Genomic DNA, 14,528 nt, shown 5'->3' with positions numbered 1-14,528 from the left:
CATTGCTAAACATTTCAAAATAAGGACGTAATTATGTCAAATTCTACCTTAAAGAAACTGTTAAATACCTACGGAATGGTGCTAATTCTAATTCTATTATTTTTGAGTCTATCAATTTCAATAGATGGCTTTTTCTCTGCGCGTACGATATGGAGTATTATTGAGCAAGTTTCTATGTTTGGAATTATTGCTATTGGCGTAACTTTTATTATTATCACCACAGGGATTGATCTTTCATCAGGCTCCGTTGTAGCACTCGCTGCGGTATTATCCGCTTCTATTGTGACAGGCGGTGATTCGGTTTCTGCAGCATTGATCGCCTTTGGTGCATCAATCTTACTTGGTGCGGCACTTGGCGCAGTTAACGGAGGTTTAACGGCAATCGGCGGTATTCCACCATTCATTGCCACATTGGGAATGATGATTATCGCTCGCGGTGCTGCTCAGCTTTATTCTGATGGTCGCCCGATTGATGCTTCATCTGTGGCATTTACTTGGATTTCAGATGTAAATATTTTTAGCTTACCGGGCTTGGTATTGCTCTATATCATTATTGTTATAGGATCACATATTTTACTTAGCCGCTCGACCTTTGGACGTCACGTCTATGCCGTAGGTGGCAATTTAAATGCGGCGAAAATCTGTGGTATTAATACGACTAAAACGCTAATTGGAGTTTACGTACTTGGTGGGGCATTATCAGGATTGGCCGGTGCATTATTAGCAGCAAGAACCTACGCCGGTAACCCTTCATACGGGCTTTCTTGGGAACTGGATGCCATTGCCGCCGCTGTAATAGGCGGTGTATCTCTCAGTGGTGGTTTTGGTACTATTCCGATGTGTGTGATAGGCGCATTAATTATCGGAACAACGAATAAAGGGCTTAATATGCTCGGCGTAGATCCCTATTGGCAGCAAATTGTAAAAGGTGGAATTATTGTTGTGGCAGTATTATTGGATACCTTAAAACGCCGTAAAAAAAATTAGCCACTACTCTATTCAAACCAATCTTCTTACCTATATTAAAGCAAATATCCCGGTCATTTATTACCGGGATATTTTTTGTTAGGTAAACTTAAAATGTTTTTTCTCTGTAATTTAAACTGACTTAAGACTTCTTTATATGAGGAAATTAGGAAGATACTTTAAAAATTAAAAGTGCTGTAAAAAAACAGCCGTGTTATGTAGCACTTGCCAAATTATTAGGTGGTGTTTTAGGCGAAGCCGTAATGCACCATTAACAAAGTTTAATGATGAAATGATACGTTACGCAAAGCTAACGCAACCCTACTCAAATTATTAAATATTGGATATAAAATACTCTTTGTGCAACCGCTACATAATAATGGATAAATAAAGAGAATCCGAATACCAAATGAGAACCACAAATTTCTGCATTATATATCGTTGTAGGCTGTTTAAACTCATTTAGCTTGGGTTGTTTAGATAAAAAAACATCCTCTCTTTTGAGAAGATGTTTTGTTTTTTTGAGGTATCAATTTTTACGATTTCGCCATAAATGAATTAACCGGCGGTAGCGTTCTGAAACGGCATTGATGAGTTGCTGATCATCAATTTTTCCTGCCAACCAATCTGCCGAAGGTTGTCCGAAAATCGTTCTTCCTACAGCAAAACCTTTCACTAACGGTGCATTTGCGGAATGTTTAAATACTTTTTCAAAATGCGCCTCCGGAGCATCTAATCCAAGAATCAAAATACCACGGCAATAAGGATCATATTTTTCAATAATATGGCTGATAGATTGCCATATTTCAGCTGAAACGCCCGGTAATTTCCACCAGTCGGGCTTAATGCCTATTTGATAAAAATGTTCTATCATATCAGCATAATATTGCTCATTTTGTTCCATATCTGCGGGCAAAATGATTTCCAATAAAAGTTCATGTCCGGTACGACAGCAGGCTTGGTAAATTTCTTCGAGTTTATCATCTTGCGTGGATTTTAAATCGGTATTATCCGCCGGATGATAAAATACAAGGCATTTCACGATATGTTCTAATGGCCATGAAATTAATTGGCTACCCAAATCACCATGCTCGAGTGTCAAAGGGAGAGAAGAAGGCTGTTCAATAGGACGACCAATCCACCATTTTTTACCGGTAATTTCGTTTAATGCAGCTTGTCCGAAAGTAGTATCGGCTAAAATTCCGGATTGATTCGGCGCAAGCCCCTCCTGCCGTGCGGTTTGTTCTGCCGCTTTTAAGAGCAAATTTTTAAGTTTTGGAATTTGTTTCAAATTTGCACCGCACTTTTCTGCCATTTCAATTAATTGTTTGCGATGATCAAAAGCGAAAATGCAGAGCTCATCCCATTGAGTTTTACGGGTCGTTACACGGTGCAGATGATTAAGTTTTTCGTCTAAATCCGGGCGTAATACAGATTCTGCACGGGATAAATAATCATCCAATTCAATTTTGGTCGGCATGGCCGGTGCGCAGCCATGACGGGAAACAACCAATGCACCGCAAGCATTGGCATAACGACAGCATTGTTCCCAACTCTCACCGTTGATGTAACCGCGTAATAAGCCTGACATAAAGGCATCTCCGGCACCAAGCACATTAAGCACCTCAACTCGGACACCGTAAACATTTAAACCGCCATCTAAATCATCGGGGATTTCAGATTCAAAAACAGAGCATCCCTGTGCCCCACGTTTACATACTAAAACTGCTTTACTTACTTGACGAACGTTTTTCAATGCCGTTAATGTATCGGTTGAGCCTCCGGCGATATGAAATTCTTCTTCCGTACCAACAATCACATCAAAATGATGTAACACTTCCTGTAATGATTTTGTGACAGCGTTGGAATCAATATAACGGGTTTCACCGTCACCTAATGATGTTAACCCCCATAGTACGGGACGATAATCAATATCCAACAAGCGTTTAGTCTGATTACGCCCTGCATATTCTAATGCCGTAAGCACCGCTTCACGTGTATTAGGATGTGATAAATGCGTTCCTGTAATCGCAAGTGCCTTTGCCGAGGCAATATAATCTTCAGTAAAATCATCTTTAGTAATTGCCATATCGGCACAGTTATCACGGTAAAAAATTAATGGAAAGGTATCTTGGTCTTTAATCCCTAATATGACCAATGCCGTTAAACGTGCTTTATCGGTGATTAAATAACTAGTATCTACACCAACCCGTTGTAATTCTTCTCTTAAAAAACGTCCCATGTGTTCATCACCAACCCGAGCCAACATTGAGGACTTTATCCCTTGCACAGCTGTACCATAAGCAACATTACCCGAAGACCCACCAAGATATTTGGCAAAAGAAGCGACATCTTCCAATCGGGCACCGATTTGCTGTGCATATAAATCGACAGCAACCCTTCCTAAGCAAATCAGATCAAGTGTTTTTTTCATTTTTATTCCCCTAATTTAAAAATTTCATTTATTTCTGGATCACGTTATCACGCTTCGCTAACAATAAGCTTTCCATTTTTTCTAACGAAACGCCTTTTGTTTCCGGAACGTAACGAATAAGGAAGAAAAAACCAACGATACAACAACCAGCAAATAACCACATTGGAAATGCACCATGGAATTTCTCAAGAAGATATGGGTGCTCATTCATCATTGGGAAGCTTTGTGAAACAACAAAGTTAAAAATCCAGTTAAATGAAACGGCAATGGATAGTCCTTGTGCCCGCATGTGGTTAGGAAAAATTTCACCAATAAGTACCCACATACCAACGCCCCAAGAGAAAGCATAGAAAATCATAAAAAAGATCATACCGAATAACGCCAAATAACCCGGATTTTGAGTATATATTGCATAAGCCGTAACCAACAAGCCAAGCGCCGCACCAACGGCTCCAGTTTTCATTAAAGGTAAACGACCTAGTTTATCAAATAAAATGGCACCAATACCAATTCCTAGTAATTGTGCAATACCAATCCAAATAGTTTGGAACATCGCTGATTCCATATCGCCGGTAATGGTTTTTAACACGGTTGGGGCATAATACATCATCACATTTACCCCGCTTAATTGTTGAAATGTTGCTAATGCGCAAGCAATAAAAATGATAAATAACGCCCCTGGTCTTTTAAAGTCAATTTTTTGCTTTTGCAATTGACCGTTAATCATCATTGACTCTTTGATCTCCGCCAATAAATTTTTGGCGTGTTGCGGATTGGAAATTTTAGAAAGAGTAACGAGAGCGAGATCATCACGATTACGCATTGCGTCCCAACGTGGTGATTCGGGAATAAATCCTACAACTAAGCAAAATAGCACGCAAGGAATAACTTCTGAACCCAACATATAACGCCAACCTATATCGGCAAGCCAATCCTCCGTCATACCTTGCGCAATTTTATAGTTCACATAAAAAATCACAATTTGACCAAATACCAGAGCAAAATTATTCATTGCTGAGGCAGTACCCCGATAATCTTTCGGGGCGACTTCAGCAATATACATCGGTGAAACTGCCGCTGCGATCCCGACAGCCACCCCTCCAATCATACGATAGATAATGAACCAGAAGAACAAATCGGCTAATGCCGAGCCAATTGCACTGATAGTAAATAATATGGCCGCAATAACCAATGTTTTTTTCCGCCCAATTCGACGGGCAATTTCCCCAGAAAAAATAGAGCCGATCACGCAACCAATTACAACATTAGAAACTGCCCAACCGGTTTCTGCAGGAGAAAGTTGAAAATAGGTTTTCAATGCGTCAATCGCACCAGAAATAACCGAAGTATCATAACCAAATAGTAATCCACCCAGTGAAGCAACAGCACAAATCCGGATGATATAACTTAAGTTATGTTTTCTTGCTTTATCTTTCATTATAGGCTCCTATATTTGTATTGTTGAAAAGCGAGCTGTAATTTTGTAGTTAATTTAAAATAAATATTTCAAATAAATCAAATATGAAATTTTAATTTTGAGACAATGATCACATTTTTTTTACTTTTGACAAAAAATAAATGATATTGAGGAATATAGGCCATAGTCTCTAATCAAAAATGCGATCTATAAGTCAAAAATGTGATCTATAAGTCAAAAATGTGATCTATAAGTCAAAAATGTGATCTATGACTCAAAAATGAAATTTTTATTTTAAAAATATTTAATTTTGGAAAAAAACAACTATACTAAAATCAATAGATAGAAGAGTTAATAGAGGAAACATTATGAAAACCACACGCTTAACAGTTGCCCAAGCGCTGATCAAATTTCTCGATAACCAATATATTGAGCTCGATGGTAAAACCACAAAATTTGTAGAGGGGGTATTTGCCATCTTTGGACACGGTAATGTGCTAGGACTAGGGCAAGCCTTGTCACAATATCAAGGCGAGCTTGTTTTACGACAAGGGCGTAATGAACAAAGTATGGCGCACGCTGCTATCGGTTTTGCCAAACAAAAACAGCGTAAACAGATTTATGCTTGTACTTCCTCGGTAGGACCCGGTGCGGCAAATATGATAACAGCAGCGGCAACCGCCACCGCTAATCGAATACCACTTCTACTCTTACCCGGCGATGTTTTTGCCTCCCGCCAGCCCGATCCTGTTTTACAACAGATAGAACAATCTCACGATCTGACAATAAGTACCAATGATGCCTTTCGAGCAGTGAGCAAATATTGGGATCGGGTTCAACGTCCTGAGCAACTAATGACCGCTTGTATCAATGCAATGCGAGTGTTAACCGATCCGGCAGAAACCGGGGCGGTAACCCTTTGTTTACCTCAAGATGTGCAGGCTGAAGCCTATGATTTCCCTGATTATTTTTTACAAAAACGGATTCATCGTATTGAGAGAATACCCCCAACCGAATCAATGTTACAAGCCGCATTGCAACTGATTTGCTCAAAGAAAAAACCACTGATTATTTGCGGCGGTGGCGTTCGTTATTCGGAAGCTGCGGAACAACTAAAAATCTTTGCCGAAACTTTCCACATTCCTTTTGGTGAAACGCAAGCGGGTAAAAGTGCGGTTGTTTCCGCACATCCTTTTAACGTGGGCGGTATTGGAGAAACAGGTTGCTTATCAGCAAATTTATTAGCCAAAGAAGCGGATTTGATTATTGGGATAGGCACTCGATACACAGACTTTACTACCTCATCAAAATGGATTTTCCAGCATCCGAATGTATCTTTCCTGAATATCAATATCGCCCGTTTTGACGCTTATAAACTGGACGGTGTACAGGTTGTCGCCGATGCCAAAAAAACTTTAGAAAAATTGACCGCACTTTTACAGCAAAAAAATTATCAAGGACAATGGGGAGAACAAATTGCTGCTGCTAAACAACAATTTGCGCAGGAACTAAATCGACTTAATCGGATTACCTATCAAGGCAAAAATTTTATTCCTGAAATTAACGATAAACTCAATCGAGAAAAAGTTTTCGCCGAATTTATTGAATTAACCGGCTCTTGTTTAACTCAAAGCCGAGTTCTCGGTATTCTCAACGAGCATTTAGGCGAACAAGACATCATTGTCGGTGCAGCAGGCAGTTTGCCGGGGGATTTACAACGTACTTGGCAAACTAAAGGGGAAAATACCTATCATTTGGAATATGGTTACTCTTGTATGGGCTATGAAGTTAATGCCGCATTAGGCGTCAAAATCGCCGAACCGCAACGGGAAGTGTTTGCTTTATTAGGAGATGGCTCTTATTTGATGTCTCACGCCGAATTGGTAACTTCCATCCAAGAAAATAAAAAAATCAATGTCATTCTATTCGATAATATGGCAAACGGCTGTATCAATAACTTACAGATCGGACAGGGTATGGAGAGTTTCGGTACGGAGTTTCGCTTCCGTAATCCCCACAGCCAACAACTTGATGGCAATCTTATTCCGATAGATTTTGCAATGAATGCGGCTGCCTATGGCTGTAAAACCTATAAAGTAACAACCGAAGATGAACTGCGTATAGCCCTACTTGATGCTAAACAGCAACGGGTTTCTACGCTTATTGATATAAAAGTACTGCCTAAAACAATGGCACACGGCTATGGCAGCTGGTGGCATGTTGGTGTTGCCGAAGTTTCCGATCGGCAGGAAATTCAGCAGGCTTATAAAAATAACCTGCAACAACGTAACAAAGCCAGACGTTATTAATGCAAAATTCCACGACATAATGAGGAGAAAATGATGAAAGCGGAAAATATCAAATTAGGGATCGCCCCTATTGGTTGGACAAATGATGATTTGCCGGAATTAGGCAGCGAAAACACATTTGAACAATGTATTAGTGAAATGGCTCTTGCCGGGTATGTCGGGTGCGAAGTGGGAAATAAATATCCTCGTGATATTTCGTTACTTAAGAAAAAGCTTGCCCTTCGCAATATTCAAATTTGTAATGCGTGGTTCAGTACTTTTTTTGTAGAGGGTAAGAAACAGCAAACTATCGATGAATTTATTAAACATCGTGATTTTCTCGCTGAAATGGGTGCAAAAGTGATCGGTTGTTCCGAGCAAAGCCGGAGTATTCAAGGAACAACTAAATCGGTATTTAAAGAAAAGCCGGTTTTTACTGATGAAGACTGGAAGTTACTTGCCGAAGGCTATAACGAGTTAGCCAAACTTGCCGCTGAAAAAGGAATGAAAGTTTGCCTTCATCACCATATGGGAACAGGGATTCAGACTCCGGAAGAAATTGATCGTTATATGGAAGTCGTCAATGATGATGTATATTTATTATTTGACTCCGGTCATCTTTATTATTCCGAAGGTTCACAAAAAGCAATGCTGGCGGTGCTGGAAAAATATATTCATCGCATTATTCACGTTCACCTTAAAGACGTTAGAGATGAAATCGTTGCAGAGGTGAAAGCAAATAATCTCAGTTTCTTACAAGGCGTGAAAAAAGGCACATTTACCGTACCGGGTGATGGTGTAATTAATTTTAAACCGATTTTTGATGTGCTTGAAAAATACGATTATAAAGGCTGGATGGTGGTGGAAGCGGAACAAGATCCCGCCATTGCTAATCCATTTGAATATGCCTTAAAAGGTCGCCAATACATAAAACAAACAGCGGGGATTTAACCATGATTAAAATTGGAATTATCGGAGCCGGCCGAATCGGACGAGTACACGCCGAAAGTTTAACGAAATATGTCAAAGGAGCTGAAATCAAAGCCATTTCTGATGTTAATGTCACTGACGAATTAATAATTTGGGCAAAATCAAAAGGTATCCCTCAGATTTATACTGATTACCAAGCTATTTTGCAAGATCCTGACATTGATGCCGTACTGGTTTGTTCTTCAACTAATACCCACGCACTAATTTCCATTGAAGCGGCTCAAGCCGGTAAACATATCTTCTGTGAAAAACCGATTGATTCGGATATTGAGAAAATTAAGGAAGTATTATCCGAAGTAGAAAAAGCCAATGTGAAATTCCAAGTCGGCTTTAACCGCCGTTTCGATCATAACTTTAAAGCGATTAAAGAGCGTGTTTTGGCAGGCGATATTGGTGAACCGCATATTATTCGGGTAACCTCAAGAGATCCTGATGCCCCACCGATTGAGTATGTTAAAGTATCCGGCGGAATGTTCTTTGATATGACCATTCACGATTTTGATATGATTCGTTATTTATCCGGCAGCGAAGTGACCGAAGTTTATGCCTGTGGCGGAGTATTGGTGAATCCTGAAATTGGTAAAGCAGGTGATATTGATACCGCAGTCATTACCCTAAAATTAGCAAATGGTGCTATTGGCGTTATTGATAACAGTCGTAAAGCAGTATATGGCTACGATCAACGTGCGGAAGTCTTCGGTTCTAAGGGTACAGTGCAAACCCGTAATGATACGGATTCAACGGCGATTTATTCTTGTGCACAAGGAGTCATCGCGGAAAAACCGAAGTATTTTTTCTTAGAACGCTATATGCAATCTTTCGCCGACGAAATGCAATGTTTTATTGATGCAATCATTAATGATACCCCTACGCCGGTAAACGGCAATGACGGCTTACAACCCGTCTTAATCGCCATTGCGGCAAAACGTTCCTTAGATGAAGGGCGTCCGGTAAAATTAAATGAAATAGTATAAGTTTTAAAACTAAAAATATCCCGTAGAAATCTTTTTTACGGGATATTTTATTATAATCAAACAAAAGTCTAGTGATAACGAGAAGATTACCTTGTGTCAATTCTTGCTTCAATGGCATTTTGTTGTTTTGACTGACCGGAAACATTTCACACACTGGACATAGAATGGATATGGGACGTACCGCAGATATTTTATACAAAGATAAAAATCGTTGTAACGGATTGCTCTTCACCTTGTAGAAGGTCGATTTCAGTATGCCGACATTATAATTCTGCGGGTAAAAGCATTTCTGTAACTCTACCTTAAATTTCTTTACTATTTTGGAGTGATTTATTTTTTGCTTTTAATTATAGGAAAAATAGATCAATTAAAATTAGTTACCATAAAAATTAAATGTGACACCCATCACAAATTTAATAAAAATAAAATGACAATAATTAATTATATTGATATGGTGTTGAGGATATATTTTTATATCAATCGGTGGTTGTATTTCTATCAACTATTACACAATATAGGTAAATTTATGTTTACTTTAATCCTACTTACTCGCTCTTGGTTCGTTATCGATCCTAAACTCCGTTTCTATTTTCCATAAAATTTTCTTATCTCCCCTATTTGCCTTCATAGCAAGTATCTTTATAAGCTAAATTAATACGAACAATTTAGTAGTTTTTTTCTTGCGATGAAATACCCCTGTATTTATTTAATGATCACTTTTATTGTTTGACAAAAGTGCTACGTCTCTTTTTTAATTAAATTAAGGATTTTATTATGCAAAATTTTAAACATTTACCAGAACCTTTCCGTATTCGTGTCATTGAACCGGTTAAAAGAACAACAATAGAATATCGTGCCCAAGCAATATTAAATGCCGGAATGAATCCATTTTTATTAGATAGCGAAGATGTATTCATTGACTTATTAACTGATAGCGGTACCGGTGCAATAACGCAAGATATGCAGGCTGCAATGCTTAGAGGTGATGAAGCTTATAGCGGTAGTCGCAGTTATTACGCCTTAGCTAATACTGTCAAAGAAATTTTTGGTTACGAATATACAATACCAACTCACCAAGGACGTGGTGCCGAACAAATCTATATTCCTGTATTAATCAAAAAACGGGAACAGGAAAAAGGTTTGGATAGAAAAAAAATGACGGTATTTTCTAACTATTTTTTTGACACAACGCAAGGACATAGCCAGATTAATGGTGCAGCTGTTTGCAATACCTATACTAAAGAAGCCTTTGATACAAGCATTAATTACGATTTTAAGGGTAACTTTGATTTAGAAAAACTAGAACAAGGTATTTTATCAGTAGGTGCTGAAAACGTTCCTTATATTGTTTGTACAATTACCTGTAACTCAGCTGGAGGTCAACCGGTTTCCATTGAAAATATGAAAGGTATGTATGAAATTGCTAAAAAATACGATATTCCGGTTATTATGGATTCAGCCCGTTTTGCCGAGAATGCCTATTTTATTCAACAACGAGAAAAAGGATATCAAAACTGGAGTATAGAACAGATTACCTATGAATCATATCGTTATGCTGATGTATTAGCGATGTCAGCTAAAAAAGATGCGATGGTACAAATGGGAGGTTTATTATGCTTTAAAGACAGTACTATGGAAGATGTTTATAACGAATGTAGAACATTATGTGTTGTACAAGAAGGGTTTCCGACTTACGGAGGCTTGGAAGGTGGTGCCATGGAACGCTTGGCTGTTGGTTTACGTGATGGTATGCGTCAAGACTGGTTGGCTTATCGTATTAGTCAAATTGAATATTTGGTAAATGGGTTAGAAAAAATTGGCGTAGCTTGCCAGCAACCTGGAGGGCACGCAGCCTTTGTTGATGCCGGTAAATTACTACCGCATATTCCTGCTGATCAATTTCCCGCACAAGCTCTTTCTTGTGAACTCTACAAAGTGGCAGGAATAAGGGCGGTTGAGATTGGTTCATTTTTATTAGGGCGCGATCCAAAAACAGGATTACAATTACCCTGTCCGGCAGAATTATTACGCTTAACCGTTCCTCGAGCAACCTATACGCAAACCCATATGGATTTTATTATTGAGGCTTTTGCGAAAGTGAAAGAAAATGCAAAAAGTATTAAAGGCTTAACCTTTACTTATGAACCTAAAGTATTGCGCCATTTCACTGCTCGTTTAAAAGAAATTTAATAAATATCAACCGCACTTTATGAAGTGCGGTTTTTTATTATTCCGCAAATATCTAATATCTATGCTTTAGCATAGATAGGGAGTTTCTATGTCGAAAAAACCTTCTATTTTGGGTGGAGCCTGTATTATTGCCAGTGTATGTGTCGGAGCAGGAATGTTAGGACTACCAACCTCCGGGGCTGGCTCTTGGACAATTTGGTCAAGTCTGACCATCATTTTTACAATGAGCATAATGACATTATCAGGATGGCTTTTACTGGAAGCCTATAAAGATTTTGATCTTCGTGTTTCCTTTAGTTCCGTTACACAGCAAATTTTAGGACGAAAAATTAATATCTTAAATAATTTGGCAGTCTATTTTGTTGGAGGGATTCTGTTGTATGCTTATATTACTGCCTCCGGTAGAATTATTGATGAACTCACCGCTCAATATATTTCTCTAGGGCAATTCAGCAGCAGAATTTGGTCAGTTATTTTTGTCCTTATTTTCTCATTCTTCGTATGGCATTCTACACGTCTAGTTGACCGTGTTTCCGTTATTTTAATCATTTTTATGGGCATTACTTTCATTATCAGCTGCTATGGACTAACGTTAAATATTGATTTATCTACGCTATTCGATCTACAGACTGAAAATAGTCAATATGCGCCTTATGCTATAGCAATGTTACCTGTTGTATTAACCTCTTTTGGCTATCATCATTCGGTTTCGACAATGCGTGCCTATTACGGTGAAGAACAAAAAGCAAAGTATACGATTCTAGGTGGAACTTTAATCGCTTTAGCTTTCTATTTACTTTGGCTTTTTAGCATTTTTGGTAATTTACCCCGTGATCGATTCGTAGAAATTATAGCGAATGACGGTAATCTGGAAATTCTCTTAAATGCTCTCGGCTCTACAATAGAATCAGGTTCAATAAAGCAAGCTCTCAATGCCTTCTCTGTTTCGGCTATTTTATCTTCTTTTATTGGGGTTGGATTAGGTGTATTTGATTTTCTGGCTGATTTATTTAAATTTGATAATAGTCGTTACGGTAGAACAAAATCGTGGTTAGCAACATTCCTACCTCCGTTAATATTATCCGTCATATTTCCGCTAGGTTTCTTAAAAGCTATTGGCTATGCCGGTGCTATTGCTACTATTTGGGCTTGCATCATTCCTTCCGTCTTAGTCTATAAAGTAAGACAAAAAGAAACAAATAATCCCTTTATTGTATGCGGGGGAACTCCTTTACTACTACTTATTATTTTGTTTGGGATATTGACCGCACTTTTCCATTTTTTAGCAATGTTTAATTATTTACCTGTCTTTACAGGATAAAGACCTAAATTAATAGGCGTAGCGACTACGCCTATTACGATATTTAGCTATACAAAGTTTATAGCTATAAGAATATGTAAGGAATAATCCACAAAGTGCTTGTCAATTTTTCACGTTCCTCTTTAAGAAAATTAAGTCTAAGTCCTTATAGGATAAGCGAAAAACGTACGTTCTACGTGCGGATTCTTATTGAAAAAACATAGTTAAAATCAACCGCACTTCCCTAATGCAAGTATTGGTAATCTCCCATATGTTTCTCAAATAAGCGCTAATCAACAATTCTTAAATGTGATGCCGATTTAGTAATCGATTTCTTTTTCACCGCTTTTGGTTTATCTACAACTTCTGTAAAATCATTCGGTTGATCCGTATCCGGCTCACCATTTAATTCATCATAAATGGCTTCCGGTTCAAACATCACACCATCGCCGTTTTCACGAGCGTAAATAGCAAGCACGGCCCCCATTGGAATATAGAGCTCGCGAGATACACCTTTAAAGCGGGCGTTAAATTGAATGAAGTCGTTTGTTAATTGTAAATTTCCGGTAGCATTGGTGGAAAGATTTAATACAATCTGTCCGTCTTTCACATATTCACTCGGCACATTCACCCCCCAGTAGGTCGCATCTACGACGAGATAAGGTGTAAAATCATTATCAACGAGCCAATCATAATATGCCCTTAATAAATAAGGTCGCTTTGGAGAGAATTTATAATCCATTACTTATCATCCATTAAATTTTTAGGTGCGGCCTCACCGACTGATTGTAAAAACGAATCACGACTAAATACGCGATCCATATAACCTTTTAATGCTTTACTGCCCGCACCGGTAAATTCAATACCGAATTGTTTTAGTTTCCATAATAATGGCGCGACATAACAATCGACTAAGCTAAACTCTTCACTCATAAAATAAGGCATTTGTTGGAAAATAGGCGAAACAGCTAACAATTCTTCTTTTAAATGTTTTAAAATTTCTGCACGTTCTATTTCACTACCCTTTTCAGCTTTTAATAATGCCGGATACCAATCTTGCTCAATACGCAGCATTAAAAGACGGGTTTTACCACGGGCAATAGGATAAACAGGCATAAGCGGAGGGTGAGGAAAACGTTCGTCCAGATATTCCATAATAATACGTGAATTAAACAACACTAAATCACGATCAACTAATGTAGGCAAAGTACCATAAGGATTTAATTCCATTAAATCCTCTGATAAAGAATGCGGATCAACTTCTTCATTTTCATAAGCTACGCCCTTCTCCGCTAATACAATTTTCACTTGATGACAGTAAATATCATCTTTATTTGAAAAAAGTGTCATGATAGAACGTTTACTTGATGCATTGGACATTGATTCCTCCGAAGATCCAAACTTAAAAATAATAGATATTGCTAAAGGGCTGGCATTTTACCATAAATAGCGTTAAAAAAGCCAAGAAAATCTTTTTTTCTCTTTATATTCAGTATGTTATGAATATGTTTATTTTTGAACCATAAAAAAAGCAGAGAAAGATCTCTGCTTTTTGAAATAAAAATAAAAATTAACGTTTTGAGTATTGCGGACGACGACGTGCCTTGTGTAAACCCACTTTTTTACGTTCAACACGACGAGCATCACGAGTAACGAAGCCTGCAGCACGAAGTGCCGGGCGTAACGTTTCATCATACTCAATTAACGCACGAGTGATACCATGACGGATTGCACCCGCTTGACCGGAAACACCACCACCTTTAACTGTGATGTACAAGTCTAATTTATCAGTTAATTCAACCAATTCTAACGGTTGACGCACCACCATGCGCGCAGTTTCGCGACCGAAGTAAACGTCTAATTCACGTTGGTTGATAGTGATTTTACCACTGCCCGGTTTGATAAATACACGAGCTGAAGAGCTTTTGCGGCGACCTGTGCCGTAGTTTTGATTCTCTGCCATATTCTG

Annotated in this window: 11 protein-coding genes; 6 read left to right on the top strand and 5 right to left on the bottom strand. The window is 38.4% G+C overall.

Annotated elements, in window-relative coordinates:
- Positions 1-33 precede the first annotated feature (33 nt).
- The gene (locus tag IHV77_RS11605; RefSeq protein ID WP_194812095.1) at positions 34-987 is read left to right on the top strand and encodes an ABC transporter permease; all 954 of its coding nucleotides are present in this window, start codon (positions 34-36) and stop codon (positions 985-987) included.
- A gap of 508 nt (positions 988-1,495) precedes the next feature.
- On the opposite strand, the gene IHV77_RS11600 is transcribed toward IHV77_RS11605, so the two are convergent.
- Both IHV77_RS11600 and IHV77_RS11595 read right to left on the bottom strand, forming a co-directional pair.
- Entirely contained in the window at positions 1,496-3,400 is a 1,905-nt protein-coding gene (locus tag IHV77_RS11600) for a bifunctional 5-dehydro-2-deoxygluconokinase/5-dehydro-2-deoxyphosphogluconate aldolase (protein WP_408635269.1), read from the bottom strand.
- A gap of 28 nt (positions 3,401-3,428) precedes the next feature.
- Positions 3,429-4,838, bottom strand: a complete 1,410-nt coding sequence (locus IHV77_RS11595; RefSeq protein WP_194812094.1) for a sugar porter family MFS transporter — start codon at positions 4,836-4,838, stop codon at positions 3,429-3,431.
- Between the two features lie 347 nt (positions 4,839-5,185).
- Between IHV77_RS11595 and iolD the strand changes: the two genes are divergently transcribed.
- From iolD to IHV77_RS11570, 5 genes are all read left to right on the top strand, one after another.
- The gene (iolD, locus tag IHV77_RS11590) at positions 5,186-7,126 is read left to right on the top strand and encodes a 3D-(3,5/4)-trihydroxycyclohexane-1,2-dione acylhydrolase (decyclizing) (RefSeq protein ID WP_194812093.1); all 1,941 of its coding nucleotides are present in this window, start codon (positions 5,186-5,188) and stop codon (positions 7,124-7,126) included.
- Between the two features lie 33 nt (positions 7,127-7,159).
- Positions 7,160-8,056: a myo-inosose-2 dehydratase gene (gene iolE / locus IHV77_RS11585; RefSeq protein ID WP_194813296.1), complete on the top strand. Its 897-nt coding sequence runs from the start codon at positions 7,160-7,162 to the stop codon at positions 8,054-8,056.
- A gap of 2 nt (positions 8,057-8,058) precedes the next feature.
- Positions 8,059-9,069, top strand: coding sequence for an inositol 2-dehydrogenase (iolG, locus tag IHV77_RS11580; RefSeq protein ID WP_194812092.1), 1,011 nt, complete (start codon positions 8,059-8,061; stop codon positions 9,067-9,069).
- Positions 9,070-9,843: 774 nt separating this feature from the next.
- Positions 9,844-11,259, top strand: coding sequence for a tryptophanase (gene tnaA, locus IHV77_RS11575; protein WP_194812091.1), 1,416 nt, complete (start codon positions 9,844-9,846; stop codon positions 11,257-11,259).
- An 88-nt stretch (positions 11,260-11,347) separates the two neighbouring features.
- The gene (locus IHV77_RS11570) at positions 11,348-12,580 is read left to right on the top strand and encodes an aromatic amino acid transporter (RefSeq protein ID WP_194812090.1); all 1,233 of its coding nucleotides are present in this window, start codon (positions 11,348-11,350) and stop codon (positions 12,578-12,580) included.
- Positions 12,581-12,848: 268 nt separating this feature from the next.
- Here IHV77_RS11570 and IHV77_RS11565 read toward each other — a convergent pair whose 3' ends face one another.
- The 3 genes from IHV77_RS11565 to rpsI form a co-directional block, all read right to left on the bottom strand.
- Positions 12,849-13,301, bottom strand: coding sequence for a ClpXP protease specificity-enhancing factor (locus IHV77_RS11565; protein ID WP_194812089.1), 453 nt, complete (start codon positions 13,299-13,301; stop codon positions 12,849-12,851).
- On the bottom strand, positions 13,301-13,939 hold the full coding sequence (sspA, locus tag IHV77_RS11560) for a stringent starvation protein SspA (RefSeq protein ID WP_194812088.1): 639 nt from the start codon (positions 13,937-13,939) through the stop codon (positions 13,301-13,303). Before sspA ends, IHV77_RS11565 begins: the two co-directional genes overlap by 1 nt.
- Positions 13,940-14,129: 190 nt before the next feature.
- On the bottom strand, positions 14,130-14,522 hold the full coding sequence (gene rpsI / locus IHV77_RS11555; protein WP_194812087.1) for a 30S ribosomal protein S9: 393 nt from the start codon (positions 14,520-14,522) through the stop codon (positions 14,130-14,132).
- Positions 14,523-14,528: the final 6 nt, after the last annotated feature.

The organism is Rodentibacter haemolyticus, from assembly GCF_015356115.1.
Classification (GTDB): Bacteria; Pseudomonadota; Gammaproteobacteria; order Enterobacterales; family Pasteurellaceae; genus Rodentibacter; species Rodentibacter haemolyticus.
Note: the sequence above shows the minus strand (reverse complement) of the source record. Positions and strands in the feature narration are given on the sequence as shown.

Coding starts and splice junctions, on each gene's coding strand:
- iolE (WP_194813296.1), top strand. CDS start 7,160: ATGAAAGCGGAAAATATCAAATTAGGGATCGCCCCTATTGGTTGGACA.
- iolD (WP_194812093.1), top strand. CDS start 5,186: ATGAAAACCACACGCTTAACAGTTGCCCAAGCGCTGATCAAATTTCTC.
- tnaA (WP_194812091.1), top strand. CDS start 9,844: ATGCAAAATTTTAAACATTTACCAGAACCTTTCCGTATTCGTGTCATT.
- IHV77_RS11565 (WP_194812089.1), bottom strand. CDS start 13,301: ATGGATTATAAATTCTCTCCAAAGCGACCTTATTTATTAAGGGCATAT.
- iolG (WP_194812092.1), top strand. CDS start 8,059: ATGATTAAAATTGGAATTATCGGAGCCGGCCGAATCGGACGAGTACAC.
- rpsI (WP_194812087.1), bottom strand. CDS start 14,522: ATGGCAGAGAATCAAAACTACGGCACAGGTCGCCGCAAAAGCTCTTCA.
- IHV77_RS11605 (WP_194812095.1), top strand. CDS start 34: ATGTCAAATTCTACCTTAAAGAAACTGTTAAATACCTACGGAATGGTG.
- IHV77_RS11595 (WP_194812094.1), bottom strand. CDS start 4,838: ATGAAAGATAAAGCAAGAAAACATAACTTAAGTTATATCATCCGGATT.
- IHV77_RS11600 (WP_408635269.1), bottom strand. CDS start 3,400: ATGAAAAAAACACTTGATCTGATTTGCTTAGGAAGGGTTGCTGTCGAT.
- IHV77_RS11570 (WP_194812090.1), top strand. CDS start 11,348: ATGTCGAAAAAACCTTCTATTTTGGGTGGAGCCTGTATTATTGCCAGT.
- sspA (WP_194812088.1), bottom strand. CDS start 13,939: ATGTCCAATGCATCAAGTAAACGTTCTATCATGACACTTTTTTCAAAT.